The organism is Microbacterium sp. MEJ108Y (genome assembly GCF_000834175.1).
Lineage (GTDB): Bacteria > Actinomycetota > Actinomycetes > Actinomycetales > Microbacteriaceae > Microbacterium > Microbacterium forte.
In genome coordinates this window covers 115,170-141,893 of the sequence record NZ_JXQX01000030.1, presented here as the reverse complement: position 1 = coordinate 141,893, position 26,724 = coordinate 115,170, and the positions used below count along the sequence as shown (strand labels likewise).

The 26,724-nt window shown below is 68.9% G+C and carries 24 protein-coding genes; 7 read left to right on the top strand and 17 right to left on the bottom strand.

Annotated elements, in window-relative coordinates; translation table 11 throughout:
* Window positions 1-67: 67 nt before the first annotated feature.
* Window positions 68-733, top strand: a complete 666-nt coding sequence (locus RU09_RS13765; RefSeq protein ID WP_042541419.1) for a type 1 glutamine amidotransferase domain-containing protein — start codon at window positions 68-70, stop codon at window positions 731-733.
* 113 nt (window positions 734-846) lie between these two features.
* On the opposite strand, the gene RU09_RS13760 is transcribed toward RU09_RS13765, so the two are convergent.
* The 5 genes from RU09_RS13760 to RU09_RS13740 all read right to left on the bottom strand — a co-directional run bounded on the left by RU09_RS13760 (window position 847) and on the right by RU09_RS13740 (window position 6,885).
* On the bottom strand, window positions 847-1,806 hold the full coding sequence (locus RU09_RS13760; RefSeq protein WP_082041135.1) for an aldose 1-epimerase family protein: 960 nt from the start codon (window positions 1,804-1,806) through the stop codon (window positions 847-849).
* Window positions 1,806-3,329, bottom strand: coding sequence for an L-arabinose isomerase (araA, locus tag RU09_RS13755; RefSeq protein WP_042541418.1), 1,524 nt, complete (start codon window positions 3,327-3,329; stop codon window positions 1,806-1,808). The genes RU09_RS13760 and araA overlap by 1 nt, the downstream gene beginning before the upstream one ends.
* 89 nt (window positions 3,330-3,418) lie before the next feature.
* Entirely contained in the window at window positions 3,419-5,050 is a 1,632-nt protein-coding gene (locus RU09_RS13750) for a xylulokinase (protein WP_042541417.1), read from the bottom strand.
* Window positions 5,047-5,766 (bottom strand): L-ribulose-5-phosphate 4-epimerase, encoded by a 720-nt coding sequence (locus RU09_RS13745; protein WP_042541416.1) that lies wholly within the window; start codon window positions 5,764-5,766, stop codon window positions 5,047-5,049. The genes RU09_RS13750 and RU09_RS13745 overlap by 4 nt, the downstream gene beginning before the upstream one ends.
* A gap of 105 nt (window positions 5,767-5,871) precedes the next feature.
* Window positions 5,872-6,885: a LacI family DNA-binding transcriptional regulator gene (locus RU09_RS13740; protein WP_042541415.1), complete on the bottom strand. Its 1,014-nt coding sequence runs from the start codon at window positions 6,883-6,885 to the stop codon at window positions 5,872-5,874.
* Between the two features lie 57 nt (window positions 6,886-6,942).
* Here RU09_RS13740 and RU09_RS13735 point away from each other — a divergent pair, with 57 nt between their 5' ends.
* Complete coding sequence (locus RU09_RS13735; RefSeq protein WP_042541414.1) at window positions 6,943-7,788, top strand: NAD-dependent epimerase/dehydratase family protein; 846 nt, start codon at window positions 6,943-6,945, stop codon at window positions 7,786-7,788.
* A gap of 37 nt (window positions 7,789-7,825) precedes the next feature.
* Here RU09_RS13735 and RU09_RS13730 read toward each other — a convergent pair whose 3' ends face one another.
* Entirely contained in the window at window positions 7,826-8,848 is a 1,023-nt protein-coding gene (locus RU09_RS13730; protein WP_042541413.1) for a LacI family DNA-binding transcriptional regulator, read from the bottom strand.
* Between the two features lie 190 nt (window positions 8,849-9,038).
* Between RU09_RS13730 and RU09_RS13725 the strand changes: the two genes are divergently transcribed.
* The 4 genes from RU09_RS13725 (at window position 9,039) to RU09_RS13710 (ending at window position 14,077) form a co-directional block, all read left to right on the top strand.
* Complete coding sequence (locus tag RU09_RS13725; protein ID WP_042541412.1) at window positions 9,039-10,334, top strand: ABC transporter substrate-binding protein; 1,296 nt, start codon at window positions 9,039-9,041, stop codon at window positions 10,332-10,334.
* Window positions 10,335-10,405: 71 nt separating this feature from the next.
* Window positions 10,406-11,311, top strand: coding sequence for a carbohydrate ABC transporter permease (locus tag RU09_RS13720; RefSeq protein WP_042541411.1), 906 nt, complete (start codon window positions 10,406-10,408; stop codon window positions 11,309-11,311).
* Window positions 11,312-11,321: 10 nt separating this feature from the next.
* Window positions 11,322-12,212: a carbohydrate ABC transporter permease gene (locus tag RU09_RS13715; RefSeq protein ID WP_082041134.1), complete on the top strand. Its 891-nt coding sequence runs from the start codon at window positions 11,322-11,324 to the stop codon at window positions 12,210-12,212.
* Complete coding sequence (locus tag RU09_RS13710) at window positions 12,209-14,077, top strand: beta-L-arabinofuranosidase domain-containing protein (protein WP_156145936.1); 1,869 nt, start codon at window positions 12,209-12,211, stop codon at window positions 14,075-14,077. Before RU09_RS13715 ends, RU09_RS13710 begins: the two co-directional genes overlap by 4 nt.
* Window positions 14,078-14,093: 16 nt before the next feature.
* Here RU09_RS13710 and RU09_RS13705 read toward each other — a convergent pair whose 3' ends face one another.
* From RU09_RS13705 to RU09_RS13655, 11 genes are all read right to left on the bottom strand, one after another.
* Window positions 14,094-14,378, bottom strand: a complete 285-nt coding sequence (locus RU09_RS13705) for a WXG100 family type VII secretion target (protein ID WP_052492986.1) — start codon at window positions 14,376-14,378, stop codon at window positions 14,094-14,096.
* Complete coding sequence (locus RU09_RS13700) at window positions 14,378-14,773, bottom strand: hypothetical protein (RefSeq protein ID WP_231567592.1); 396 nt, start codon at window positions 14,771-14,773, stop codon at window positions 14,378-14,380. The genes RU09_RS13705 and RU09_RS13700 overlap by 1 nt, the downstream gene beginning before the upstream one ends.
* A 101-nt stretch (window positions 14,774-14,874) precedes the next feature.
* Complete coding sequence (locus tag RU09_RS13695) at window positions 14,875-16,185, bottom strand: putative T7SS-secreted protein (RefSeq protein WP_042541408.1); 1,311 nt, start codon at window positions 16,183-16,185, stop codon at window positions 14,875-14,877.
* On the bottom strand, window positions 16,185-16,475 hold the full coding sequence (locus RU09_RS13690; RefSeq protein ID WP_042541407.1) for a type VII secretion target: 291 nt from the start codon (window positions 16,473-16,475) through the stop codon (window positions 16,185-16,187). Before RU09_RS13690 ends, RU09_RS13695 begins: the two co-directional genes overlap by 1 nt.
* Before the next feature lie 176 nt (window positions 16,476-16,651).
* Entirely contained in the window at window positions 16,652-17,689 is a 1,038-nt protein-coding gene (locus RU09_RS13685) for an ABC transporter permease (protein ID WP_052492985.1), read from the bottom strand.
* Window positions 17,686-18,753 (bottom strand): ABC transporter permease, encoded by a 1,068-nt coding sequence (locus tag RU09_RS13680; RefSeq protein ID WP_042541406.1) that lies wholly within the window; start codon window positions 18,751-18,753, stop codon window positions 17,686-17,688. Before RU09_RS13680 ends, RU09_RS13685 begins: the two co-directional genes overlap by 4 nt.
* Complete coding sequence (locus RU09_RS13675; RefSeq protein ID WP_042541405.1) at window positions 18,750-20,357, bottom strand: sugar ABC transporter ATP-binding protein; 1,608 nt, start codon at window positions 20,355-20,357, stop codon at window positions 18,750-18,752. Before RU09_RS13675 ends, RU09_RS13680 begins: the two co-directional genes overlap by 4 nt.
* Before the next feature lie 95 nt (window positions 20,358-20,452).
* Window positions 20,453-21,451 carry a substrate-binding domain-containing protein gene (locus RU09_RS13670; RefSeq protein WP_042541404.1) on the bottom strand — a complete coding sequence of 333 codons (999 nt, stop codon included), beginning with the start codon at window positions 21,449-21,451 and terminating at the stop codon, window positions 20,453-20,455.
* Window positions 21,452-21,631: 180 nt separating this feature from the next.
* Window positions 21,632-23,179 carry a sugar ABC transporter ATP-binding protein gene (locus RU09_RS13665; RefSeq protein ID WP_042541403.1) on the bottom strand — a complete coding sequence of 516 codons (1,548 nt, stop codon included), beginning with the start codon at window positions 23,177-23,179 and terminating at the stop codon, window positions 21,632-21,634.
* Entirely contained in the window at window positions 23,176-24,195 is a 1,020-nt protein-coding gene (locus RU09_RS13660) for a LacI family DNA-binding transcriptional regulator (RefSeq protein ID WP_042541402.1), read from the bottom strand. The genes RU09_RS13665 and RU09_RS13660 overlap by 4 nt, the downstream gene beginning before the upstream one ends.
* 68 nt (window positions 24,196-24,263) lie before the next feature.
* Window positions 24,264-25,523, bottom strand: coding sequence for a D-arabinono-1,4-lactone oxidase (locus tag RU09_RS13655; RefSeq protein WP_042541459.1), 1,260 nt, complete (start codon window positions 25,521-25,523; stop codon window positions 24,264-24,266).
* A gap of 78 nt (window positions 25,524-25,601) precedes the next feature.
* On the opposite strand from RU09_RS13655, the gene RU09_RS13650 reads away from it, so the two are divergent.
* Window positions 25,602-26,648, top strand: coding sequence for a LacI family DNA-binding transcriptional regulator (locus tag RU09_RS13650; protein ID WP_042541401.1), 1,047 nt, complete (start codon window positions 25,602-25,604; stop codon window positions 26,646-26,648).
* Window positions 26,649-26,724 lie beyond the last annotated feature (76 nt).

The window sequence follows — 26,724 nt, the reverse complement described above, 5'->3', positions numbered from 1 at the left end:
GATCCTCGCGGTTGTCCCGGATACCGCATCCGCACGGCATCCGTCGTCCGACCCCTTGGGAGCATCCATGTCATCCGTCCTCTTCGTCGTCACCGGCGCCCGCACCTGGACCCTGTCCGACGGCACCGAGCACCCCACCGGCTACTGGGCCGAAGAACTGCTCGCCCCATACCGACTGCTCACCGCAGCAGGTCATGACGTCGTCTTCGCGACTCCCGGCGGTGTCGAGCCGGTGGCCGACTCGTCGAGCCTCGGCGAAGGCGATGCCGCGGCCCTCGCGCAGATCCCGGGGCTCACCACTCCCCTGGTGCTCGCCGACGTCGACGCCGCCGACTACGCGGCCGTCTACTACCCGGGCGGCCACGGCCCGATGCAGGACCTCGCAGTGGATGCCGACTCGGCGGCGCTCATCTCGGCGACCGTCGCCGGCGGCCGCCCGCTGGCCGCCGTGTGCCACGGTCTCGCCGCTCTGCTTCCCGCACGCGATTCCGCTGGCGAGCCCCTGGTCGCCGGGCGCCGAATCACCGGCTTCTCCGATGAGGAGGAGCGCATCGGCGGACTCGCCGATCGCGCGCCGTTCCTTCTCGAGACCGCGCTGCGCGGTCTCGGCGCCGACGTCGAGGTCACCGACCCCTGGAGCGATCACACGATCGTCGACGGCCAGCTCATCACCGGACAGAACCCGCAGTCGTCGGCATCCGCCGCCCACGCGCTGATCGCGGCTCTCGCCTGACGCGTCACCGTCCGCGCGCGCGCGGGTGGTCAGAAACGCACCTGAAACGACTCGTCCGGATGCTCTTTTGACCACTCACGCCGCGGGAGCCCGCCCGGCGGCCGCCGAGCGACTCAGACCGCGGAGATCCGCCAGGATGCGGCGTGCGTCGCGCCGGGCTCGAGCACGACCAGGTCGGTTGCCGAGTTGAAGGCGTCGGGCGGGCAGGTCATCGGCTCGACCGCGAGGCCGATGCGGTGGATCGCATCGATCCCCGGGTTGTCGGCCGTGTGCACCTGCACCCACGGGCAGCGCTCGTCGAACGTCATCGCGACGCCGGTTCCGGCATCCGTCACGAGCCGCACCTCGGCGACTCCGCCGTCACGGGCGAGACCGGTGAAGGCGTGGTCGATGAAGACGTCGCCGATGCGGCGCGCTGCGCGGAAGTCCCATTCCGGATGCTCCGCCACGGCCTCGAGAGCAACCGGGCTCAACCGGTCGGGCGTGACGGTGAGCACCTCGGATGCCGGCAGTGTGAGCGTCCAGTCGTCCACCCAGCCGTCGGGGCCGGCGACGAGATAGGGATGCGGTCCGGTGCCCCAGGGCGCAGCATCCGCCCCGAGGTTGCGCGCGGTCACCGTCTGACTCAGCCCGTCGATGTCGATGCGGTATTCGGTCTCGACCTCGACGCGGAACGGGTATCCCGTCTGCGGCTCGATCACGGCCGCGAGCACGACGCGGTCGTCGAGCACGAGGCGATCCTCGAACTCCGCCCACGCGAGGAGGCCGTGCAGCGCCTGGCCGCGGGCGGGTTCGGTGAGCGCCAGCTGCTGCTCGGCGCCGCCGAACGTGTAGCGGCCGTCGACGATGCGGTTGGGCCACGGCGCGAGGGTGGTGCCGCGGTATCCGGGCCGCACCTCGTCGGCGTCGAACGGCACGACCAGATCGCGCCCCTCGAACGTGAGCACACGCAGCGATGCGCCGACGCTCGCGATCACGGCCTCGTATCCGTGACCGGCGATGCGCAGCTGCCGGCCCGAGCGCGGTCGCGCCGCGGTCGCCACATCGACGGCGGCGGAGGAGACGTCGGTCATCACAGCCCCTGAGCCAGTCGGTAGTAGGCCTGGTTCCAGCGCACCTGCTTCTGGAACTCGGGCAGGGTGGTCGCATCGTCGATCACGAGCAGCTCGACCTCGGCCATCTCGGCGAAGTCGCGGAAGGCCTCGAGCCCGACGGCCGTCGACATGACGGTGTGGTGCGCGGCACCGGCGGTCAGCCACGCGGCGGCGCTCGTGGTGAAGTCGGGCTGCGGCTTCCAGACAGCGCGGCCCACCGGGAGCTTCGGCAGCGACTGGCGCGGCGGCACGTTCTCGACGACGTTCGCGGTGAGGCGGAACCGGTCGCGCATGTCGCTCAGCGCCACGACGATCGCGGGGCCGGGGTCGGCGGTGAAGACCAGGCGCACCGGGTCGTCCTTGCCGCCGATGCCGAGCGGGTGGATCTCGAGCGTGGGCTTCGCGGTGGTGAGCGACGGCGAGACCTCGAGCATGTGCGCGCCGAGGATCAGCTCGTCGCCGGGGGTCATGTCGTAGGTGTAGTCCTCCATGAGGCTCGCCCCACCGGGCAGCCCCGCACCCATCACATTCGCGACGCGCACGAGGATCGCGGTCTTCCAGTCGCCCTCGGCACCGAAGCCGTATCCCTCGGCCATCAGGCGCTGCACCGCGAGACCGGGCAGCTGCGTCAGCGCGCCGAGGTCTTCGAACGAGGTGGTGAAGGCGCCGAAGCCCCCCTCTTCGAGGAACGTCCGCAGACCGATCTCGATCGCGGCTCCGTCACGCAGAGACTGGTGGCGGTCACCACCGCGGCGCAGCTCCGGCACGACCTCGTACAGCTCCTCGTACTCGGCCACGAGGGCGTCGATCTCGGAGTCGGATGCCGCGGCGACGGCATCCGCCAGATCGTTCACGCCCCAGGTGTTGACCTGCACGCCGAAGCGCAGCTCTGCCTCGGTCTTGTCGCCCTCGGTGACGGCGACGTAACGCATGTTGTCGCCGAAGCGGGCGAGCTTGAGCGAGCGGGAGGCCGCGAGTCCGGCGGCCGCACGCTGCCACGTCGCGATCTCCTGACGCACCCGCGGGTCGCTCGCGTGACCGACGACGGTCTTGCGCGGCACGCCGAGGCGCGTCTGGATGTAGCCGAACTCGCGGTCGCCGTGCGCGGCCTGGTTCAGGTTCATGAAGTCGAAGTCGATGTCGGCCCAGGGCAGTTCGACGTTGGCCTGCGTGTGCAGGTGCGCGAGCGGCTTCTGCAGCGCGTCGAGACCGGCGATCCACATCTTGGCCGGGCTGAACGTGTGCATCCACGCGATCAGGCCGATGACCCGGTCGTCGGCGTTCGCCTCGAGCGCGGTGCGCTTGATGGCGGCGGCATCCGTCAGCACCGGCTTCCAGACGATCTTCACGGGAACCTCGCCCGCCTCGTCGAGGATGCGGGCGATCTGCTGCGACTGGTCGGCGACCTGGGCGAGCGTCTCGGGGCCGTAGAGGTGCTGGCTGCCGGTGAGGAACCAGACCTCGTAGCCGTCGAGCGAGGTGGTGAGCGGGGTGCGGGTCATGAGAGGCCTTTCATATTCGGTCGTTGAGCGAGGAGCGAAGCATCGAGACGAAACGCGAAGAGGTGTGCGCTTCGCCTCGCTCCTCGCGCTCAGCGACCGGGACGGAGAGCGGTGGTTGCGGCGGCCTCGATGGCGAGGCCGGCACGGTAGCGATCGAGGTAGGCGGCGAAGCCGGCGACGTCGGCAGGGTCGGGGTCGGCGACCGAGAGGGATGCCGTCGCGAACACGTCGCGTTCGAGGTACTCGCCCAGCGAGATGGACTCGGCGTGCGCGAGGTACGACGCGAGCACGGCGATGCCCCACGCGCCGCCCTCGGAGGCGAGCTCCCCGACAGCGACCGGAGCACCCAGCGCTCCGGCGAGGAAGCGCTGCGCGACCCCGGCCGTGCGGAACATGCCCCCGTGCGCGAACATGCGGTCGAGTTCGACACCCTCGGCGGTGAGCACCTGCATCCCCAGCGCGAGCGTTCCGAAGACGCCGTAGAGCTGCGAGCGCATGAAGTTGCCGAGCGTGAAGGCGCTGTCGGGCGTGCGCACGAACAGCGGACGCCCCTCGGTGAGACCCGCGATGGGCTCGCCGGCGAGGTGGTTGTAGGCCAGCAGCCCACCGGCATCCGCCTCGCCGTCGAGAGCCTCGCGGAACAGCGCGTCGAAGACGGCGTCGTCGCTCAGCGGCTGACCCGCTGCCGCGGAGAAGCGGGTGAAGAGACCGGCCCAGGCGGCGAGTTCGCTGGCACCGTTGTTGCAGTGCACCATGGCGACGGCGTCGCCGGCCGGCGTGGTCACGAGGTCGAGCTCGTGGTGCACCTCGGTGAGCGGTCGCTCGAGCACGACCATGGCGAAGATGCTCGTCCCCGCCGAGACGTTGCCCGTGCGAGGAGACACCGAGTTGGTCGCCACCATGCCGGTGCCGGCGTCGCCCTCGGGCGGGCAGAGCGGGATGCCGGGCTTCAGCGCACCGCTGGGGTCGAGCAGCGCTGCGCCCTCGGCGGTGAGGGAGCCTGCGGCCGCTCCGGCCGGGAGCACTGTCGGGAAGAGGTCTCGTGCGGTCGCCGGAAGGCGGTCGGCGGCGCGGGCGTCGTATGCCTGCAGCATCCGCTCGTCGTAGTCGCCGGTGCTCGAGTCGATGGGGAACATGCCGGAGGCGTCGCCGACGCCCAGCACTCGCTCGCCCGTGAGCCGTTCGTGCACGTACCCGGCGAGGGTCGTGACGAAGTCGAGCTGCGGCACATGCGCCTCGCCCTCGAGCACCGCCTGGTGCAGGTGCGCGATCGACCAGCGCAGCGGGATGTTGACGCCGAGCAGGTCGGTCAGCTCGGCCGCCGCGGCACCCGTGTTGGTGTTGCGCCAGGTGCGGAACGGCACGAGCAGCTCGCCCTGCGCGTCGAACGCGAGGTAGCCGTGCATCATCGCCGAGATGCCGATCGCGCCGAAGGTCTCGGGACGCACGCCGTGGCGGCTCTCCGCGTCGGCGGCGAGAGCGGCGTAGGCCGCCTGGAGTCCGGCCCAGACCTCGTCGATCGCGTACGTCCAGAGGCCGTCTTCGAGCCGGTTCTCCCATGCGAACGAGCCGGTGGCGAGCACCTCCGTGGCATCCGACCCGATCAGGCACGCCTTGATGCGCGTGGAGCCGAGCTCGATGCCGAGGCTCGTGCGGGCGGCGAGGATGTCGTCGCGGGCTGCGGTGCGGGTCGTGTCGGTCGTGGTGGTCGTGTCGCTCATCGTCGGGCGTCCGAGTTCTGTCCGTAGACGTTCTGGTAGCGGCGGAAGAGGCTGTCGATCGCCTCCTGCGGAATCGGGATGAGGGGGCCCGCCTCACGGGCGTAATGCACGGTGCGGGCGACGTCCTCGACCATGACGGCGGCCTTCACGGCATCCTTCGCGTCGACCCCGATCGTGAAGGGGCCGTGGTTCTGCATGAGCACCGCGCGGCTGCGGTGGCCGCTGAGGGTCTGCACGATTCCGTGACCGATCGAGTCGTCGCCGATGATCGCGAACGGGCCCACCGGGATCGGACCGCCGAACTCGTCTGCCATGGCGGTGATCACGCACGGGATCTCCTCGCCGCGGGCCGCCCAGGCGACGGCGAACGTCGAGTGGGTGTGCACGACGCCCCCGACGGTGGGCATGTGGCGGTAGACGTAGGCGTGGGCCGCGGTGTCGCTCGAGGGCGCGCGCTCGCTGCCGGCGGTTCCGGCGATCACGGCACCGTCGAGGTCGCACAGGATCATGTTCTCGGGGGCGAGGTCGTCGTAGCTCACGCCCGACGGCTTGATGACGAACAGGTCGGCGCCGGGCACGCGGCCGGAGACGTTGCCGCCGGTCCAGACGACGAGGCCGTTGCGGACCAGTTCGGCGTGCAGGCGGGCGACATCTTCGCGGACGGCCTGGATCGATGCGTCGATCTCGGCGGAGAAGACGGGGGCTTCGTTGCTCACGGGTACCTCAGGGTCGGCGGTGGTCACTGTGACCGGTCACAGAAGTGTGTCACGGGGGTCTGCCGACCGTCAAGACGCGGATGCTCGCCGCGGCAGTGCGGAGGCTCAGCGCGGCGGGGCGACCGAATCACGGGTCACGAGCACGGGAGCCACGGGCGGGAGATCGGATGCCGGCGCTCCGTCGCTGTCCGCCAGCACCGCCGCCACCGCACGGCGCGCCAGCTCGGAGAAGTCCTGTCGCACGGTCGTCAGCTTGGGCCAGTAGTAGGCGGCATCCGGGGTGTCGTCGAAGCCCACCACGCTGATGTCGCCCGGCACCGAGAGCCCGACCTCATGCAGCCCGCCGAGCAGCCCGAGCGCCATCTGGTCGTTGGCCGCGAACACAGCCGTCACGCCCGACTTCCGCACGGCGTCGACGGCCGCGTAGCCCGAGCCTGCTGTCCAATCACCCTCGAACACGGGGCCGGCGGCGAGCCCACGCGCGGCGAGCTCGTCTGCGAATCCCTGCGTGCGGGACTCTGCTTCGAGCCAGTCGGCGGGTCCGGCCAGGTGCGCGATTCGCGTGTGCCCCGCGTCGGCGAGCGCCGCGACGGCGAGCCTGGCTCCCGCGGCCTGGTCGACCGAGAGGCCGCGGGCTCCTCGGTCGGCCGCGTGCAGCGTGACGACCGGCACGCCGATGCGCAGCTCGTCGAGCGCATCGAGGGTGTGGGCGTGCGGGGCGACGACGACGATGCCTTCGACGCCCTGCATCACGAGGTGGTCGACCGCGGCGATGACCGCGTCGGCGTCTCCGGCATCCGCGAAGGCCGCACTCAGCCAGTAGCCGACCTCGCGGGCTGCGGCCTCGAGCGCGGCGATGCTGCGCGAGGGCCCATAGTGCAGGGCGTCGGTGGCCAGCACACCGAGCGTGCGGGAGCGCCGCGTGCCCAGTGCCCTGGCGGCGTTGTTCATGCGGTAGCCGAGCTCGGTCATCGCGGCGAGCACCCGTTCGCGGGTCTCGGCGGCGACCTCGGGGTGGTCGTTCAGCACCCGTGACACCGTCTGCCGAGAGACCCCGGCGAGCACGGCGACGTCACGCACGCCGACAGTGCGACGGGGCTCGCTGCTCGTGTCACTCACGCCGACGAGTGTATGCCGAGCGGCCCCGGCGCCTCTTCTTCGTGCCACTCTGGTGACATGCGCATCGCACTCACGGGATCATCGGGCAAGCTCGGCAGCGTCGTCGCGCGGGAACTCCGCGCCCACGGATACGAGGTCATCGGCATGGACGTCGCCGGGGTCCGCGGCCCGGACTTCGTGCAGGTCGACCTCACGGATTACGGCCAGGTCGTGGACGCTTTCACGGCCGTCGGCGATCGACACGAGGGCATCGATGCCGTCGTGCATCTCGGCGCGATCCCCGCCCCCGGCATCCGCAGCGACGTCGCCACGTTCCACAACAACATGCCCGCCACGTTCAACGTGTTCTGGGCGGCGGTGCGCCTCGGCATCCGGCGCGTCGTCTACGCGTCGAGCGAGACCGTGCTCGGCCTGCCGTTCGACGTGCCTCCGCCCTACGTGCCCGTCGACGAGGACTACCCCGCCCGCCCCGAATCGGTGTACTCGCTGGTCAAGACGCTCGAGGAGCAGCTGGCGAGGGAGCTCGTGCGCTGGCATCCCGACCTCTCGATCACGGCGCTGCGGTTCTCGAACGTGATGAACCCGGAGGACTACGCCGAGTTCCCCGACTTCGACTCCGACGCGTCGCGCCGCAAGTGGAACCTCTGGGGCTACATCGACGCCCGCGACGGCGCTCAGGCCGTGGAGCGCGCGCTCGAGGTCGCGGCCCCCGGGTTCGACAACTTCATCATCGCGGCCGCCGACACGGTCATGTCGCGTCCGAATACCGAGCTGCTCGCCGAGGTCTTCCCCGACGTCCCTGTCGCGCGCGAGTTCGGCCCGAACGAGACGCTGCTGTCGATCGACAAGGCCCGCCGCATCCTGGGCTTCGACCCGCAGCACTCCTGGCGCGACCACGTCTGACCGGAGACGCGACCGACGGTCGGCAGGAGAGGGCGGCTCAGCGCCGGGCGATGGTCGATCCTCTGATCACCAGGCGCACCGGCAGATGGTGCGACCCCTCCCCGATGTCGATCCCGTCGATCGCGTCGAACACCCGAAGCGCCGCCTGACGCCCCAGCTGCTGCAGGTTGGCGTCGATGCTGGTGAGCTCGGGCCGCGCGTTCGTCGCGAGCACTTCCCAGTTGTCATAGCCGATCACCGCGAGGTCGTCGGGAACGGTGCGTCCGAGATCCCGCGCCGAGTCGAGCACGCCGCGAGCGATCTGGTCAGAGCCGCAGAACACGGCGTCGATGTCGGGATGCCGGTTCAGCAGCATCGCCGCGGCGTCCCGCCCCCAGTGCTCCGTCCACTCCGAGAACATCGGCTCGCCGACGAGCTCGAGGCCGGCTTCGGCGAGCGCGGCCCTGGCCCCGGCGAGGCGGTCTTGAGCTGCGGCATACGTCGGGTCGCCCGAGATATGTGCGATGCGCCGACGCCCGCACGCCAGCAGATGCTCGATCGCCAGCCGTCCGCCCGCGTAGTTGTCAGGAGTCAGTGACAGGTCGCGAGGGTCGTCGGACGGCGCGTACGCGTAGACGACCGGCACGGGGATCTCCTGCCCGAGCGAGGGTCGAGCATCCGTCTGTCGGCCGACGACGATGATGCCGTCGACCCGGCGGCTCAGGAGCTCGCGGAGATGATGCTGCTCACGGATCGCGTCGCCCCGCGCATCGCACAGGAAGACGTTGATGCGGCCGGCGCCGAAGGCGTCCTCGGCGCCCATCAGGATCGGGATCATGAAGCGACCCTCGAGGTCGCTGGTGAGCAGGCCGACGGTGCCGGTGCGACCGGCGAGCAGACCCCGAGCCATGGCGTTGGGCGTGAAGGACAGCTCTTCGGCGATCGCCCGCACCTTGGCGCGCGTCGCGGCCGAGACATCGCCTCGATCGTTCAGAGCCTTCGACGCCGTCGAGATCGACACTCCGGCGCGCGCGGCGACATCACCGAGGGTCACCGCCCGTGCTGCATTCGTGTCGCTCATCACTCCCCCTGTTGCTGAAAGGTTATCGGAACAAGGGTTGACGCCCCCGCTGAAACCACGCTATACCTTTCGAAAGGGTTTTCGTAGATTTCGGAGAACCTGATCTCCACCTCATCTCCACACCCGGCGCTGCACTGTCGAAGCGCCACACCGCACCCGCTCGAGGACGAGCCCAGAGGAGCCCCCGCCCATGAACACCACCCGTACACACGCCGCACGCCGGGCAGCAGCCGTCGTCATCGCGGCCGGCCTGCTCGTCGGCGGCCTCGCCGCCTGTGCACCCGCCGCTGACGAGGCGTCGAACGAACCCATCCCTGCCGAAGGCACCGATGACGGCACGACACTCACGCTGTGGACCCGCGCTCCCATCGAGCGCCAGGCCAAGCTGCTGGTCGACGCCTACAACGCCAGCCACGAGAACCAGGTCGAGCTCACGGTCGTCCCCAACGACGACTACGTCGCGAAGGTCGGCGCCGCCGCCGGTTCCAGCGGTCTGCCCGATCTGTTCGCCGCCGACATCGTCTACGTGCCCAACTGGGCGCAGCAGGGCCTGTTCCAGGACATGTCCGAGCAGATCGATGCGCTCGACTTCAAGGACGAGATCAACCCCGGTCACCTCTCGGCGGGCACGGTCGACGGCGCCGAGTACGTGCTGCCCTTCGCGCTCGACCTCTCGATGCTGTTCTGGAACAAGGAGCTGTTCGCCGAGGCAGGCCTCGACCCCGAGAAGGCACCCGCCACACTCGAAGAGTTCGCCGAGGCGGCCATGGCCGTGCAGGCGCTGAACAAGCCCGACACCTACGGCACGGCGACCGGCCTCAACTGCGGCGGCTGCCTGGTCTTCACCTGGTTCCCCTCGATCTGGGCGTCCGGCGACGAGGTCATGAACGAGGACGGCACCGAATCCCTGCTCGACGGCGACTCGGCGCAGGCCGTCTATGACACGTGGACCGAACTGCAGGATGCCGGCGCGATCCTCCCCTCCTCCACCGATGAGGCCGGCCCCACCTGGACCGCCGCGTTCAGCGAGGGCAAGGTCGGCGTGATGCCGTTCCCTGCGACGCTGCTCCCCTCCCTCGAGTTCGACGCGGGTGTCGCCGGCATCCCCGGTGTCGACGGCGGCGCCTCGACGTTCGTCGGCGGCGACGGCATCGGCATCTCGAAGGACTCGAAGAAGGCCGCGCAGGCCTGGAACTTCCTCAACTGGATGATGTCGGAGGAGGCGCAGGTCGAGGTCCTCGCGAAGGACGGCAACGCCGTCTCACGGGGTGACCTCGCCGACAACGAGTACGCCGCGGCCGACCCTCGCCTGGTGACGGTCAACGAGGTCGCGTCCCAGGGCGACACCCCCGTGGCACTGAACTTCCAGCAGGCGTTCAACGCTCCGGGCAGCCCCTGGCTCACGCTGGTGCGCAACGCCGTGCTGAACGGCGACGACTCGGTGCCGGCCGACAACGAGGAGATCACCGCGATCCTGTCGCAGTGATTCGCCGCGGGGGCGGCGCTGCACCGCCCCCGCATCCACCTCGCCAGCCCCCCCGATCGAAAGAGACCGAGATGACCTCGACCGCACCTCCGCTGCGTCGCCGCCGGCCGCGTACCGCCTTCGGCGGCCCAGTGCAGGGCTGGCTGTATGCGGCCCCGACGGCGATCTTCGTCGCCCTGCTGTTCATCGTGCCGCTCGTGCTCGTGGTGCAGATGTCGGCCTCCGACTGGCCGCTGCTGAGCGGCAACCAGGGCATCAACTTCCCCGAGAACTACACGGATGCCGTCATGCACCGTCTCTTCTGGGATTCGATCCGCTTCACCCTGCTCTACACGGTCATCACGACGGTCATCCTGATCGGCCTCGGACTCGGCCTGGCCCTCCTCGTGCAGGAATCCACCAGGTGGAAGGGCCTCCTGCGCACGGCGTTCCTGATCCCGAGCGCCCTGGGCCTCGCATCCGCCTCGCTGCTGTTCTACGTGCTGTACTCCCCCATCGCCGGTCCGTTCGCGAACCTCATGAAGTCGTGGGGAATCACCTTCCTCGGCACCCCCGAGGGGGCGCTGTGGTCGACGATCTTCCTGATCGTCTGGCGCTACGCGGGGTTCTACATGCTGCTGATGCTCGTGGGGCTGCAGGGCATCCCCGACGACGTCTACGAGGCCGCGCGCATCGACGGCGCCAACCGCTGGCAGACGTTCCGCGACATCACGGTGCCGCTGCTCAAGCCGACTTTCGCCCTCACGACCGTGATGTGCGTGACCGGGTCGCTGCTGGCGTTCGAGCAGTTCTACATCCTCACCAAAGGCGGCCCCGACAACAGCACCATGACCGTGGTGCAGCTGATCTACAACGTCGCCTTCCAGGGGCAGAACAGCCTCGGCATCGCGGGCGCCCTCTCGGTGATCGTGCTGCTCGCGCTCATCGTCATCAACGTCTTCCAGCTGCGCGCGTTCCGCCGCACGGATGAGAACTGAGCTGAGAACCATGTCCCAGACCCTGACACGCACCATCGTCGCCCCGAATCATCAGCCCACCGCGCCGCGATATCGATCGAAGGCGGCCCGCGTCGTCTTCGGCATCCCGTACTGGGTGTTCACCACCGCCCTCGCGGTGATCTTCCTCTACCCGCTCATCTGGACCGGCGTCTCGTCAGTCAGCCCGATGGCGGGCACCAGCCAGACCGGCGGCTGGGGCTTCGGCAATTACGCCGCCCTCGGCGAGTACCAGGCGGGCATCTGGGTGTACCTCGGCAACTCGCTGTTCGTCTCGGTGCTCACCGTGGCGCTGACGCTGTTCATCTCTCTGCTGGGCGGCTACGCGTTCGCGCGCTTCTCGTTCCCCGGCAAGAACGCCCTGTTCCTGCTGACTCTCGCGATCCTGATGGTGCCCTACGCGACGCTGCTCATTCCGCTCTACGTGATCCTCAACTCGGTCGGCCTGCAGAACTCGCTCGTCGGCGTCGCGCTGGTGATCACGATGTTCCAGCTGCCGTTCTCGATGTTCATGATGCGCATCTCGTTCGAGTCGATCCCGAGGGAGATGGATGAAGCCGCGATGGTCGACGGATGCTCCAGCGGGGGCGCGCTGTGGCGGGTGCTGCTGCCCGCGGTCAAGCCGGGGCTCGTCACTGTCGGCCTGTTCGCGTTCCTCACGGCGTGGAACGACTTCATGGCCCCGCTGATCCTCATCAACGACACCAATCGCATGACGCTGCCTCTCGCGGTGGCGAACCTCCGTGGGCAGGTGCAGGGCGTCGTCGACTACGGCGCCACCGAGGCGGGCGTCGTCGTGCTGGCGCTCCCCTGCATCCTGCTCTTCCTGATCCTACAACGACACTACGTGCGCGGCTTCATGTCCGGCGCCTTCAAGGGATGACCATGTTCGACACCACGACACCGGCCGCTCCGGTGGTTCCCACACGCGGACGCCTGCGCCCCCTCGGCCTCGACGAGGTGCGCATCACCGGAGGGTTCTGGGGCGACCGCCAGACCGTGAACGGCTCAGCCACTCTCACGCACATCGAGTCGCGCCTGGAGTCCGAGGGCTGGCTGCCCAACTTCGACCTCGCCGCCGCAGGCACGCTTCCCGCCGGGCGCCGGGGGCGCGAGTTCGCCGACTCCGAGATCTACAAGTACCTCGAGGCGCTCGCGTGGGAGATCGGACGGACGGATGCCGCGGCCGACAGCGATCTCGAGCAGCGGTTCCGCCGCGTGGTCGACCGGGTCGCCGCCGCGCAGGAGCCCGACGGATACCTCAACACGATGTTCGGCCGCGACGGTCAGGGCGAGCGCTGGTCGGCGCTGCAGTGGGGGCACGAGCTCTACTGCCTCGGCCACCTGTTCCAGGCGGCCGTCGCCCGGGTGCGCACGAGACCTGACGCCGATGACGGACTCGTGGCCGTCGCCCGCCTCGCTGCCGAACTCGTATGTCAGGAGTTCGGCGTCGACGGGCGCGACGCGATCTGCGGGCACGCCGAGGTCGAGGTGGGCCTGGCCGAGCTCGGTCGCGCACTCGGTGAGCAGCGCTACATCGATCAGGCCGCGTTGTTCGTCGAGCGGCACGGCCGCGGGTCTCTGGGCGAGATCGAGTGGGGGCAGGAGTACTTCCAAGACGACGTGCCCGTGCGCGACGCCCAGGCGTTGCGCGGGCACGCGGTGCGCGCCAACTACCTCGCCTCCGGAGCGACCGACGTCGCGATCGAGAGGTCGGATGTCGAGCTGCTCGACGCCCTGCGAGGTCAGTGGGATCGCACGGTCGAGCGCCGCACGTACGTGACCGGCGGCCAGGGGTCGCATCACCAGGACGAGGCCTTCGGTGACGACTGGGAGCTGCCGCCGGACCGCGCCTACTCCGAGACCTGCGCAGGGATCGGCTCGATCATGTTCTCGTGGCGTCTGCTGCTCGCGACCGGTGACGTCCGGCATGCCGACCTCATCGAACGCACCCTGTTCAACGTCGTCGCGACCTCCCCGGCCGACGACGGCCGCGCGTTCTTCTACGCCAACACGCTGCATCAGCGCACGCCGGGCACGCCGGCGGACCCGGATGCCACGTCGGCGCGCGCCTCGTCGTCGCTGCGCGCCCCGTGGTTCGAGGTGTCGTGCTGCCCTCCGAACGTGGCGCGCACCTTCGCGAGCCTCGCCGCCTATGTGGCCACGGCGGATGACGACGGCGTGCAGCTGCACCAGTACGCGCCGTCGACCGTGCGCACGACGCTGCCGGACGGCCGCGTCGTGGCGTTCGAGGTGTCGACGACCTACCCCGTCGAGGGTGACGTGCGGATCATGATCGCCGAGGATGCCCAGTTCACGCTGACGCTGCGCGTGCCGTCGTGGGCATCAGGAGCGACGGTGCGCGTGCACAGCGGCGGCGAGGTCACGGAGTCCCCCGCACCCGCCGGTGGGGTCGAGATCACTCGCGCGTTCCGCGCCGGCGACGTCGTCGAGCTCAGCCTGCCGATCATGGCGAGGGCCACGTCACCGCATCCGATGGTGGATGCCGTGCGGGGCAGCGTCGTGATCGAACGCGGTCCCGAAGTCCTGGCGCTCGAGTCGATCGACCTCGGCAGTGACGTCGGCGACGCGGTCGTCGCCGGGGACCCGATCGAGCGAGATGGCAGGGTCGTGCTGCCCGTGCGACACCGGTCGACCGATGAGGTCAACGAGGTTGCTCTCGTTCCGTACCACGACTGGGCTCAGCGCGGTCCGTCGACCATGCGCGTGTGGATCCCGACGGTGTGACGACGCTCAGGGGGATTCAGCTCCACAGGGTGGCGACATGGGCTTCGGCGTCGCGGGTGCGTGCGTGCGCGCGGGCTGCGGCGGTCGCGGCGCTGGTGAGAGCGGTCTGCATGCCGTCGGCGCACTCGGTCCATTCGCGTTGAGCGCGGGAGTACGCCTCGTGGGCTTGCCCGGTCCACAGCTGTCTCAGCCCGAAGGCCTCAGACTCGAGTTCGTCGAGCAGACCGCGGATCCGATCTGCGGTGTCAGCGAGAACCGCGATCGACTGAGCGAGCGGCTGGTGATCGACGCGGATGCGCATCAGCTGTCACCCTCTTCGGATCCGGGTTTCGGCCAGCTCAGGTGCAGATCGCGGAGCTCGTACGGCTGAGACACGTCGTCAGTGAGGAAATACGTATAGAAGACGACGGCTGCTTCATCGGCGGTGAAGACCTCGTGCGGATAGACCGTGGTGCTGTGGCGACCGTCGTCGTAGTGGATCACCTCGGTGGGTTCCCCCGTGCGGTGACCACCGGGCTTGCCGATCGCGTACTGGTGGGGGGTGCCGTCGGCCTCGATGCGGCGCACCTCCAGCGCCAGCGCGTCAGCGGTTCCCGCGCACTGCATATACTCCTCGCTGAACGGGATGCTCTCCAGCAGGTCCGCACCTTCGGGCGCACGCCACAAACTGTAGGCCCAGAACGAGGATCCGTTCATCTGAAGCAGAACAAACCGGATCTGTTCGGAGTACGGACGGAATTCATCGAGGAGCGCGCCGCGGGAACGCCCATTCCTCTGGGTGATGTGTGTGGGCTTCGTCACTTGACTTCCTTCAGTATCACTTTGGTGATCTGTATTCTCTCGCCGTTGACGACGGCTGTAGCCGGGCGATCGGGACTGACGGTGCTGTCGAACCCTCTCTGGTATGCGTCACGACTCCCGGTTCCTCCTTTGACCTCCACGCCGGTGTAGGTGCCGTCGGGATTCTTGTATAGGCCGTCGTAGTATCGGTGCTGCTCGGCCGTCGCGCCGGGCTTGTAATACCCGTCGATGGTCGCACGCACCTTGTCGCGGATGATGTCGTACCCGGTATCGCTAGCGACTTCGTCCAACCCGATCTTCTCGGTGTCGACCCAAGGGCGTTGCCCGTCGCCGTTGTACTGGCCCTTGATGTCACGACCCCCGTACTCGGGGTGAGGTGGCGGGCGCTCCGCGATGCGGACTGCATCATCACCGGTCGCCTCGTTCATCCAGCGAGCGCTGGCATGTCCCGCGGCTACAAGGCCCGCTCCGGCGACGCCCACTCCGGCCCACGCGACGCCGCCGCCGGGCACAGCCCCCACCCCCGTGAGCACGAGTGCGCCTCCGCCGCCGATCATCGTGCCGCCACCGACCACGAGGGCGACTCCGCCGAGCAGTTCGAGAAGTAAGTCGGGGTGGTTGAGGAGAGCGTTGCCCATCGAGGCGACGAAGTTCAGCTGCTCTCTCGCCGGGTTGAGCACGGCGGTCTCGAACACCGCCGCGCCGATCGCCCCCGCCACTGCCCAGTTCGTTGTGCTCTCGGTCTGCTTCGGCGTCTCCAGGGGCGCCGCGTCCGCCGCGTCATGGATGGTGTTCGCGGCATCCATGGCGTAGCGATCCAGCACGCCCCTCGCGTTCGTCAAGACGTCTACCGCCTGTGCGCGCAGGTCCGCCCCGCCATCGATGAACGGGACGTCGAGTTCGACGTGCCGCAGGCCGAGGTCGCGCTCCAGCTCCCGCACTTTCACCCGGTGCGCCTGACGCGAGACGACCGTCGCCGCCTCCGCCTGCTCCCACAGGTCGATCGCGCGCGCCGCCTCATCCTGCGCCCATCGCAGAGCATCGCCATAGGCCGACAGAGCGGCGGCGCCACTCATCAGGTACTCGCCGCACCTCTGCCACGACGACCGCACATACTCCGCCCGCTCGAGGTACTTGTCGTACGGGTACCCGGTCCACGCGGAATCGACCTCGAGGTCTCTCAACCCGTCCCGAAGCGCAGTGGCGGCCTCTGACCGAGACCGCCACGCCGACGCGACCGTGTGCGCTGCGGCATGAGAACCGGGCACCAATACGACCGGGTCATTCGTCATCCCCAGTTCGGGCATCAGTAGTCGCTCTCGGCCCAGATCATCTGGTCGAGTTCACTGCTCGACGCCTCGTCTCCCCGGTCGAACACCTCAGCCGTCTGCCGCAGATTCTCGGCGAGCATGTCGACATCCCCGAGACGACGCCCCAGAGCCGTCGTCCAGGTTTCACCGAACCGCGCCACTGCCTCGTCGAGAGAGCCCGCTCCCAGCCCCGACGACTGCGCGACCACCGGCGATCCGAAGTCTCCCCGCACGCTCTCCGCCTGCGTCGCGAGAGCTCGGAGCTCGTCGGTCTCCACATCTGTCATCGCGCCCCCCACATGTCCGAATGACGATGTTACGTAGTCATATGAGGTGGATTGCGGTCTCCCCGTGCTACATACCGGTGTTCAGGAATGCCGCGCGGTCGACGCGTGACACTGCGGGAACGCAGAAGACCCCTTGTCCACCGGACAAGGGGTCTTTCACGTCATTCGAACGGAAGCTACTCGCGTTTTCGAGTGACCGCCCGCTGCAGCAGCACGAAGACGAGCAGGATGCCGCCGGTGATGATCGTGGTCATCTCGGGAGGGATCCCGCCGTCGCGTGTGATCAGCACGTTCATGAGCCCCAGCACCAGCGCTCCGACGACCGACCCGAGCACATAGCCGTACGCGCCGGTCAGCACGGTGCCGCCGATGACCGCTGCGGCGATCGCGTCGAGTTCCCATCCGATGCCGGTGATGTTCTGCGCGGTTCCGAGTCGGGCGGTGTACAGCACCGCCGCGAGACCGGCCAGCCCGCCGCTGATCACGTAGACCAGCACCTTGGTGCGCTGCACGGGAAGCCCCATCAACAGCGCCGAGCTCTCCGACCCGCCGATCGCGTAGACCGTGCGCCCCGTGCGAGTGCGGTGCAGCACGAAGAACGCGGCGGCCACGACGATCACCGCGACGAGCACCGCGGGGGTGATCACGAGGTCGTTGACCTTCGGGCCGTCGATGATCTTCAGCTGCGTGCCGATCCAGCGGATCGGCGATTCCTCGCCGAGTCGCTCGGGCTTGGTGCTGAGCAGCGACGCGAGGCCGCGACCGAGGAACATCATCGCCAGCGTCGCGATGAACGGCTGCACGTTGAAATACCTGATCAGCACGCCCGAGACGATGCCGAAGAGCACGCCGATGCCGATCATCGCGATGATCACGGCGAACGCGTTCCATCCGGCGTTCGAGAGCATGACTCCCGCGACCGAGGAGACCGCGATGATCGAGCCGACAGACAGGTCGATTCCGCCGGTGAGGATCACGAAGGTCAGCGCGACGGCCAGCACGATGAGGTGCGCGTTGTTGATCAGCAGGTTCGACAGCGTGTTGAACTGCAGGATGCGGCCGTAGGCCACCTCGCCGAAGATCACCATGCCGACGAAGATCGCGACCGAGGCGATCGTCGGCAGCACCGACGGGTTCGCCGTGATCATGCGGCGTACGCGCTCGACGATGGTCTCGGTCGCCTGCGGAGCCGGGGTGGCGGTCACGACGCTCATGCGGACACCTCTTCCTTGGCGAGGACCTGTTCGACCGGTCGGGTCTTGCGGCGCGAGCGGAACCAGCTGCGCACCCGCTGCGACTGCAGCAGGCACAGCACGACGATCACGATGGCCTTGAACGCCGGCGTCGCCGACGACGAGACCCCGAGGTACAGCACGGTCTTGTCGAGCGTGGCGATGAGCAGCGCGCCCACGAACGCGCCGCTGAGCGAGAACTTGCCGCCGGCCAGCGACGCGCCGCCGATGACGACAGCGAGGATCGCGTCGAGCTCGAGCTGATACCCGGTGCGCGAGATGTCGACGGTCATGACGCTGCCGACCGACATGATCCCCGCGATCCCCGCGAGGATGCCGCTCATGATGTATGCCGTGAGCAGCAGGCCCTTCGGCTTGATGCCCGCCATGCGGCTGGCGCGGGGGTTGATGCCGATCGCCTCGATCATGAGACCCAGCGCACTGCGTCTGACGACCCAGCCGACGGCGATCACGATGAGCACGGCGAGGATGAACACCACGGGGATGCCGATCACGAAGCCGTTGGCGATCCACCGGAACGCGTCGTTCGACGCCGTGGTGTTCTGCCCGCCCGTGATCACTTTGGCGATGCCTCGGCCTGCGAGCATGAGCACGAGGGTCGCGATGAACGGCTGCAGCCCGACGTAGGCGACGAGCAGACCGTTGACCGCCCCGAGGATGCCGGTGATCACCAGCGCGAGCCCGACCGCGGCGAGCGCCGCACCGAAGGAGTCTCCGGCGGCGCTGAGGAACTCCATCGAGACGGCCCCGGCGACGGCCATGAGCGAGCCGACCGAGAGGTCGATGCCGCCGGTGGCGATCACGAGCGACATCCCGATCGCGATCATCATGATCGGCGCCGCCTGGCGCAGGATGTCGATCAGGTTGCCCACCAGGTTGCCGTTGTTGGGGTTGATCGAGAGCGCGAGGTAGGTCGGGTCCTTGATCACGTTCAGGGCGAGCAGTGCGAGGATCGCGACGATGCCCCAGAAGAACGGCTTGTGGATCAGATCCCGCCAGATGGTGGTGCCGGCTGACGCGGTCATCGCGCTGCCTCCTTGTCGGTCGTGGGGGCGATGCTATCGGGCACGGCGCCGTCTGTGTCGTCGAGCGTCTCGGCCGCGGCCTCCACTCCATGAGCGGCGATCACATCGACGATCACCTGCGCGGTGACGTCGGGGCCGTTCTGGATCTCGCCGATCTTGCGGTGGTCCTTCAGCACGACGATCCGTTCGGAGAGGCGCACGACCTCTTCGAGTTCGGACGAGATGAACACCACGGCGACGCCGTCTTCGGCGAGCTCGGCCACCGCCTCCTGGATCTCGGCCTTGGCGCCCACGTCGATGCCGCGGGTCGGCTCATCGAGGATCAGCAGCTCGGGCTGCGTGGCGAGCCAGCGCCCGAGCAGCACCTTCTGCTGGTTGCCACCGGAGAGGTTCTTGATCATCCGGTCGGGGTCGGCCGGGCGGACGTTGAACTGCTCGATGTAGCGGTCGACGATCGCATCCTGCTCCTTGCGGCTCATCGGCCGCGCCCACCCGCGCTCGGCCTGCACCGCGAGGACGATGTTCTCGCGCACGGTCAGGTCTCCGATGATGCCCTCGTCGCGACGGTTCTCGGTCGAGAAGGCGATGCGGCGGGGCAGCGCGTCGGCCGGCGACTTGAGGTCGACCCGGTGACCGTGCAGCTCGATCGTGCCCTCGTCGGTGCGGTCGGCCCCGTAGAGCAGTCGCGCGAGCTCGGTGCGTCCGGAGCCCAGCAGACCGGCGAAGCCGATCACTTCGCCGGGGCGGATGTCGAGGTCGGTCGCCTCGACCGCGCCTCGTCGTGCGATTCCGGATGCTGCGAGCAGCGGCTTCTCGTCCGCGTCGCGCGGTGTACGGCGGCGGTTGCCCCCGAGTGACGTGAGCGCGTCGAGGTCTTTGCCGATCATCTTCGAGATGAGGGCATGGCGGTCGAGGTCTCGGGTCAGGTACTCGCCCTCGTACAGTCCGTTGCGCAGCACCGTCAGGCGGTCGCTGATCGCGTAGACCTGATCGAGGAAGTGCGAGACGAAGAGGATCGCGACGCCCTGGTCGCGCAGCGCCCTGATCACGGTGAAGAGGCCGTCGACCTCGGCGGCGTCAAGGCTGGAGGTCGGCTCATCGAGGATGAGCACCTTGGCCTTGATCGCCATCGCGCGGCTGATGGCGACGAGCTGCTGCAGCGCGATCGAGAGAGTCGAGAGCGGTCGGCGCGTGTCGAGGTGCCCCAGCCCGAGTCGGGAGAGAGCGTCGGTCGCGGCGCGGTGGGTGGCCGTCCAGTTGATGCCGAACACTCCACGCAGCTCGTGTCCGAGCATCACGTTCTCGCCGATCGAGAGGTTCGGGGCGAGATTGACCTCCTGGTAGACCGTCGAGATCCCGGCATCCTGCGCGTCGTCCGCGCCGCCGAAGCTGCGCTCCTGACCCGCGACGACGATCGACCCCGAGTCGATCTGGTAAACACCGGTCAGTGCTTTGATCAGGGTCGACTTTCCGGCGCCGTTCTCTCCCATGAGCGCGTGGACCTCGCCCTGGAACAGCCGGAAATCGACCCCGTCGAGGGCTTTCACGCCCGGGAACTCGATGGAGATCCCCCGCATCTCGACGATGGGCAGTGCTTCGTTCATCGCTGTCTCTCCGTCCGCAGAACCCGGGTGGAGCAGTGCTCCTGCCCCACCCGGGTTCGCTGCCGGATCGCTCCGGCGTCGGGTTCGGTGCTCGGTCAGTACTTGCGGTCGGCGAGCACGGCCTGGGCCGCCTCGGCGGAGTCGAACGCCTCGCTGGGGACGACGATGTACGACTCGACCTCTTCGCCGGCGAGAGCCTTCTCGACGACCTCGAGCGCGGTCTCACCGAAGAGCGGGTTGTATTCGTGCACGTAGCTGAGCTGACCGTCGGCCAGCGCCTGCATGGCGTTCTTGGTGCCGTCGATCGTGGCGATCTTGACGTCCTCACCGACGACGAGGCCCGCCTCCTCGGCGGCCTGCGCGGCACCGAGGCCCATCTCGTCGTTCTGTGCGAACACGAGCTGGATGTCGTTGTTCGAGGACTTCAGCATCGTCTCGAAGACGCTCTTGCCCTCTTCCGCCGACCAGTTCGCGGTCTGCGCGTCGAGCTTCGTGAGCGACGAGTCGCCCAGGCCCTCGTCGAAGCCCGTGTTGCGCTCGTTCACGACGCCGACACCGGCCGGGCCCTCGAGCACGACGTAGTTGCCGCCGTCGGGGAACGTGGCCGCAGCCCAGGTGCCGACCTCCTTGGCGACCTCGACGTTGTCGGGGGCGATGCGCGTGACGTAGAGGCTGTCGTCGTCCGGTTCGATGCCGCGGTCGAGCAGGATCACGGGGATCTCCGCCTCCTGCGCACGCTTGAGCGAGTCCTCCCAGCCGGAGGCCTCGGTGGCCGACAGCAGGATGACGTCGACGCCCTCGTCGACGAACGACGTGAAGGCGTCGATCTGCGACTTCTGGTCGAGGTTCGTGGCGGGGGCGTACTTGAGCTCGTATCCGGCGTCCTCCGTGAAGGTGTCCTGGATGTTCTGCTCGTTCGCCTCGCGCCATGCGCCTTCGGGGCCGACAGCCACGAAGCCGACGGTGGTGATCTCCTCTGAGCCGCCTCCGCCGTCGCCGCCCGAGTCGCCGGACGAGCAGGCCGCAAGGCCGATGGTGAGTGCGCCGACTGCTGCCAGGCCGAACGCGACGCGGATGCGCTTCTTCGCGGACATTTCTTCTCCTCTTTGAGATGCCGGCGGTCACTCCGGCGGTGGCGGACCAGTCATGGTCCTGACGTGATTGCAGGACAGCTGCTTCGCGTGTCCTGCCGTGATGTTACCGGGAACAATTTCTGGAACACAAGACTTCGTTACCAAATCGGACCGATCACGGTCGGTGGATGTTGTTACCGATCACAGTTCAGCGCTGTGACTCAGCTCGGCGGCGATCATCTCGACCACCGTGTCGACGGTCACACCCGGACCGTTGCTGAGCTCGCCGATCTTCTCGCGGTCCTTCAGCACGACGATGCGATCGCTCAGCCGCACGACCTCTTCGAGCTCTGACGAGATGAACACGACGGCCACGCCGTCTCCGGCCAGCTGGCTGATGCGGCGCTGCACCTCGACCTTGGCCGCGATGTCGATCCCCCGAGTGGGCTCGTCGAGGATCAGCACGTGAGGGCGCACCGCCAGCGCTCGAGCGAGGAGCACCTTCTGCTGCGTTCCCCCCGACAGGAGACCGACCGGGCGGTCGAGGTCCGCAGGGTCGAGATGCAGCGCCTCGACGTACGTCTCCACGAGACCCCTCGACTCGGCGTGCGAGAGAGGACGAGTCCATCCGCGCAGCGCCTGCAGCGAGAGGATGATGTTCTCGCGGGCCGTGAGCTCGCCGATGATGCCCTGTGTGCCCCGATTCTCGGCCGACAGCGCGATGCGGTGCCGCAGCGCTGCCGAGGGGCTGCGCAGCTGCACGCGTTCTCCGTCGACCCAGAGCTCTCCGCTGTCGGTGCGCACCGAACCGCTGAGCAACGACGCGAGCTCGGTGCGCCCCGACCCCCGGAGCCCCGCGAGCCCCACGATCTCACCCCTCTGGATCTCGACGTCCATGCGCTCCAGCTCGCCGCGTCGACCCACACCGGACGCCTGCATGGCCGGCTCCCCGTCGTACGCGTAGTGATGAGCCTTGCGCTCCGAGCCGAGGGCCCTCAGGCTGTCGATGTCCTTGCCGAGCATCTTCGAGATCAGGTCGGCTCGGTCGAGGTCGCGCGTCGCGTATTCGCCCACCCGTCGCCCGCCGCGCAGCACCGTCATGCGGTCGCTGATCGCGAACGCCTGCTCGAGGAAGTGCGAGATGAACAGGATCGCGACGCCGCGTTGCCGCAGACCCCGGATGACCCGCATCAGAGTGGCGACCTCGGCGACGTCGAGGCTCGAGGTGGGTTCGTCGAGGATGAGCACCCTCGGGTCGTCGACGACCGCACGAGCGAGAGCGACCAGCTGCTTCTGCGCCGGTGTCAGCATCGACAGCGGCGTCTTCGGGTCGAGGTCGTCGAGTCCCAGCCTGGCCAGCGCCTCGGCGGCATCCGCCCTGGTCCTGCGCCAGTCGATTCCGAATCGGCCCCGGCGCTCCCGCCCGAGCATCACGTTCTCGGCCACGCTGAGATTGGGGCTCAGCTGCGCCTCCTGGAACACCGTGGCGATGCCGGCCGCTCGACTGTCGGCAACTCCCGAGAAGCGACGCGGTTCGCCGTCGACGACCACCGCGCCCTCGCCGGGAGAGAGCGTGCCGGTGATCACCGCGACGAGCGTCGACTTGCCGGCGGCGTTCTCGCCCATCACGGCATGCACCTCACCGGGGAGCAGGCGGAAGTCCACGGCGTCGAGCGCGCGCACGCCCGGGAACTCGACCGTGATGCCCTCGAGCCGCACCACCGGCTCGGGACCACGGTCGGGGGTCACCGCACCTCCCTGGGCGCGGCCGACGATCCGCGGGCGACGAGCTCGGTCGGGATCCGGGTGAGCGCGGGGATGTCACGACCCTCGATGGCCGCGCGCAGCATCTCGACCACCGCGACGCCCAGTGCGCCGAAATCCTGGCGCACCGTCGTGAGCGGAGGGATGAAATGCCGAGCGAGCGGGATGTCGTCGAACCCGACCACGCTGAGGTCTCGCGGCACCTCGAAGCCCCTGTCGTGCAGCCCGTGGATCAGGCCCATCGCCATGTCGTCGTTGGCGGCGAAGATCGCCGTGTAATCCGGCAGCCGGGTGAGACCCTTCGCGAAGTCGTAGGCGAAGTCGGCCGACCAGTCTCCGACCACGATGGGCCGTTCACGGATGCCCCACGACTTGGCCCTCGTGTGAAAGGCGCGCTCTCTCGCTCTCGCATCGAGCCAGTCCAGTGGGCCGGAGAGGTGCAGGATGTCTCGGTGTCCGAGCGCGACGAGGTGATCGACCACCGACGTCGTGCCGGCGTGCTGGTCGATCGAGACCGTGAGAAAGGTCGGATCGGCGTCTGCCTTGACCACGAGCATGGGAACGGTGATGGCGATGCGCCGCAGAGCGGCCACCGATGACGAACGTGGCGCGATCACGCACAGCGCATCGACCCCCTGCGTCACGAGGTGGTCGACCGCTTCCTGGGGAGACAGCGCATCACCCTCGTGCAGCGCGATCGGTGTGACCGAGTACCCCGTGGCGCGCGCCGACAGCTCGACGGCCCGCAGGATGCTGGTCGGGCCATGCGCGACCGCGCTCTCGACGATCACGCCGATGCGCCGGGTGCGCTGGGTGGCGAGCGCCCTGGCGACGAGATTCGGGCGGTAGTCGAGCTCCTCGATCGCCTCGAGGACGCGGCGCTTCGTGTCGGGCTTGATGTTCGGGTGATCGTTGAGAACACGCGACACCGTCATGTGCGAGACGCCCGCGATGGTCGCGACCTGACGGATGTTGGGCTTGTCTGAGCCGACGTTCGCCATGCACACCTCCGTCGGCCGAGCCTCGGAGAATGTTACCGAGAACAACCGGGGTGGTGCAATGGATCCCGCTACAGCCCCAGGCGCTCGAGGTACGGGTTCACGAGACGACGCTCGGGGTCGAAGCGCCGCGCGAGGGCGGCGAAGTCATCCCACCGCGCATAGCGCGAGCGCACCTCTGCGGCATCGAGAGTGAAGACCTTGCCCCAGTGCGGGCGGGCGGTCTCGGGCAGTGCCGCTTCGAGGGTGGGCAGGAACGCGCGCACGGCCGCCTCGTCGGGCTTCCAGGTGAAGTGGATGCCGACGGCATCCGTGCCCTGCGACGAGCTCAGCCACAGATAGTCGGGGGCGACCGTGCGGATCTCGTTCACGAGCAGCAGCGGCGCGATCTGACCGGCGAGCGTGCGCACCGCCTGGATCGCGGCGACGGCGTCGGCGCGGGGCACGAGGTACTCGCTCTGGATCTCGGCGCCGGCCGACGGCGTGAACTCGAGCTTGAAGTGCGCGAGGCGCTCGAACCACGGTCCCGACTCGCCGAGCTGCTCGGTGCAGGCGACAGGATCGACGCCGATGATCGGATGCCGCTTGGCGGTCGCCGGCTCCGCCCCCAATCGGGCGAAGAGGTCGTCACGGGCGAGCTCCCGGGCCTCGGGCTGGCGCTGCTTGACCCAGATCTGGTCGGCGAAGTCGGTGTGCTCCCAGCGCGAGAAGATGCTGACGCTCGTGCCGATGCCTGTCACCTCGTCGAAGTCGGCGAGGATCGCATCCCACGACGGATGCTCGAACACGTGCTGCGCCACCTCGTAGGTGGGCTCGACATCGAGCGTGACGTCGACGACCGCACCCAGCGCACCGAGGCTGACGACCGCGCCGTCGAAGTCGTCGTCACCGCGGGCGAGGGTGCGCGTCTCCCCCGCCGGGGTGATGATCGTCAGCGCGCGCACCGCCGAGGCCAGCGAGCCGATGGCGTCGCCCGAGCCATGCGTGCCGGTCGCGACTGCGCCGGCGATCGAGATGTGGGGCAGCGAGGCGAGGTTGGCGAGCGCGAGTCCCTCGGCGTCGAGCAGCGGAGCGAGGTCGCCGTAGCGCAGCCCGCCGGAGACGCGCACCGCGTCACGCGCATCGTTCACCTCGAACACGACGGGCAGCCGATCGAGGGCGATGAGCAGGCCGTCGGTGTCGGCGATGTCGTTGAAGCAGTGCCTCGATCCGAGGATGCGCACGGCTCCGCCCCGGGCGAGCAGATGCCGCAGCTCGTCGATCGAGCCGGGGTGCTCGACGGCGGATGCACGGTAGGTGAGGTTGCCTGCCCAGTTGCGTTCGATGGTCATCGGGCCATAGTAGTCAGCGAGTGCGGACATTCCGCGGCGCGGCGGGCTCGCGGGCGAGCCGGTGGATAGGCTGACCGGATGACAGCGATGCCGCCGCCGCGCGCGACGATGAAGGACGTCGCCGCACTCGCGGGCGTCTCACCCAAGACGGTCTCGAACGTCGTCACCGGCACCGTCGCCGTGCGCGAGGAGACCAAGCTCAGGGTCGAGGCCGCGATGACGCAGCTCGACTTCGTGCCGAACCTCAACGCCCGAGGACTCCGCAAGGGCCGCTCGGGCATCATCGCCGTCGCCCTGCCCGACCTCGCGACCGCGTTCTCGGCCGAGCTCATGCACCGCATCGTCGACGCCGCGCATGATCGCGGCCTCGCCGTGCAGATCGAGGAGACCGCGACCGACCCCGAACGTGAGAGGGAGCTCGTCTCCCGGGCTCGCGCGCACCTGGTCGACGGACTGATCCTGAACCCCATCCGCCTCGAGGACAGCGTGCTGAAGTACGCCGACCGGCTGCCCCCTCTCGTCGTGCTCGGCGAGGTGGAGCAGAACAGGGCCGACCATGTGCGCATCGACAGCCGCCGAGCCGCGGCCGATGTGACCAGGCACGTGCTGTCTCGCGGAGCGACGCGCATCGCCGTGATCGGCGCCGACGACGATCCGTCGGTCGCGACCGCGACGGGCCGTCTGCGACTCGAGGGAGTGCACGACGCGCTTCGGGAGGCCGGCATCCCCCGTGACACCGCCTTGGAGATCAATCCGATGCCGTGGTCGATGACCGGCGGGGCGGATGGCGTGCAGACGCTGTTCCGACGGGGAGTGGCGTTCGACGCGATCATCGCCTTCACCGACTCGCTCGCGCTCGGCGCGCTCCACGCACTGCACGACCACGGTGTGAACGTGCCGGAGGACGTGATCGTGACGGGCTTCGACGACGTCGAGTTCTCGCGCTATACGTCTCCGTCGCTCACGACGCTCGCCTTCGACCGCCGCGCCTTCGCCGATGCGGCGCTCACCCTGCTCGAATCGCGCATGGACGACCGCTCCGCCCCGCCGCGGGCGCTCACCCTGTCGCATCACCTGCTCGAGCGTGACAGCACACGGGGCCGCCCGCGCGGCCACCGCCCCTGACACACACCCGCGCAGCGTTCTCCGCCCGTCGGCCCCGCGCTCACGCGGGTTGCGGACTTCACTCTTGCGCCGCCGA

Excerpts from the sequence above, each read along its gene's own strand:
- RU09_RS13710 (WP_156145936.1), top strand. The coding sequence starts at position 12,209 with ATGACCATGTTCGACACCACGACACCGGCCGCTCCGGTGGTTCCCACA.
- RU09_RS13765 (WP_042541419.1), top strand. The coding sequence starts at position 68 with ATGTCATCCGTCCTCTTCGTCGTCACCGGCGCCCGCACCTGGACCCTG.
- RU09_RS13680 (WP_042541406.1), bottom strand. The coding sequence starts at position 18,753 with ATGACCGCGTCAGCCGGCACCACCATCTGGCGGGATCTGATCCACAAG.
- RU09_RS13725 (WP_042541412.1), top strand. The coding sequence starts at position 9,039 with ATGAACACCACCCGTACACACGCCGCACGCCGGGCAGCAGCCGTCGTC.
- RU09_RS13670 (WP_042541404.1), bottom strand. The coding sequence starts at position 21,451 with ATGTCCGCGAAGAAGCGCATCCGCGTCGCGTTCGGCCTGGCAGCAGTC.
- RU09_RS13705 (WP_052492986.1), bottom strand. The coding sequence starts at position 14,378 with ATGCGCATCCGCGTCGATCACCAGCCGCTCGCTCAGTCGATCGCGGTT.
- RU09_RS13655 (WP_042541459.1), bottom strand. The coding sequence starts at position 25,523 with ATGACCATCGAACGCAACTGGGCAGGCAACCTCACCTACCGTGCATCC.
- RU09_RS13730 (WP_042541413.1), bottom strand. The coding sequence starts at position 8,848 with ATGAGCGACACGAATGCAGCACGGGCGGTGACCCTCGGTGATGTCGCC.
- RU09_RS13760 (WP_082041135.1), bottom strand. The coding sequence starts at position 1,806 with ATGACCGACGTCTCCTCCGCCGCCGTCGATGTGGCGACCGCGGCGCGA.
- RU09_RS13650 (WP_042541401.1), top strand. The coding sequence starts at position 25,602 with ATGACAGCGATGCCGCCGCCGCGCGCGACGATGAAGGACGTCGCCGCA.
- RU09_RS13660 (WP_042541402.1), bottom strand. The coding sequence starts at position 24,195 with ATGGCGAACGTCGGCTCAGACAAGCCCAACATCCGTCAGGTCGCGACC.
- RU09_RS13690 (WP_042541407.1), bottom strand. The coding sequence starts at position 16,475 with ATGACAGATGTGGAGACCGACGAGCTCCGAGCTCTCGCGACGCAGGCG.
- RU09_RS13750 (WP_042541417.1), bottom strand. The coding sequence starts at position 5,050 with ATGAGCGACACGACCACCACGACCGACACGACCCGCACCGCAGCCCGC.
- RU09_RS13715 (WP_082041134.1), top strand. The coding sequence starts at position 11,322 with ATGTCCCAGACCCTGACACGCACCATCGTCGCCCCGAATCATCAGCCC.
- RU09_RS13685 (WP_052492985.1), bottom strand. The coding sequence starts at position 17,689 with ATGAGCGTCGTGACCGCCACCCCGGCTCCGCAGGCGACCGAGACCATC.
- RU09_RS13735 (WP_042541414.1), top strand. The coding sequence starts at position 6,943 with ATGCGCATCGCACTCACGGGATCATCGGGCAAGCTCGGCAGCGTCGTC.
- RU09_RS13675 (WP_042541405.1), bottom strand. The coding sequence starts at position 20,357 with ATGAACGAAGCACTGCCCATCGTCGAGATGCGGGGGATCTCCATCGAG.
- RU09_RS13695 (WP_042541408.1), bottom strand. The coding sequence starts at position 16,185 with ATGCCCGAACTGGGGATGACGAATGACCCGGTCGTATTGGTGCCCGGT.
- RU09_RS13700 (WP_231567592.1), bottom strand. The coding sequence starts at position 14,773 with ATGAACGGATCCTCGTTCTGGGCCTACAGTTTGTGGCGTGCGCCCGAA.
- RU09_RS13720 (WP_042541411.1), top strand. The coding sequence starts at position 10,406 with ATGACCTCGACCGCACCTCCGCTGCGTCGCCGCCGGCCGCGTACCGCC.
- araA (WP_042541418.1), bottom strand. The coding sequence starts at position 3,329 with ATGACCCGCACCCCGCTCACCACCTCGCTCGACGGCTACGAGGTCTGG.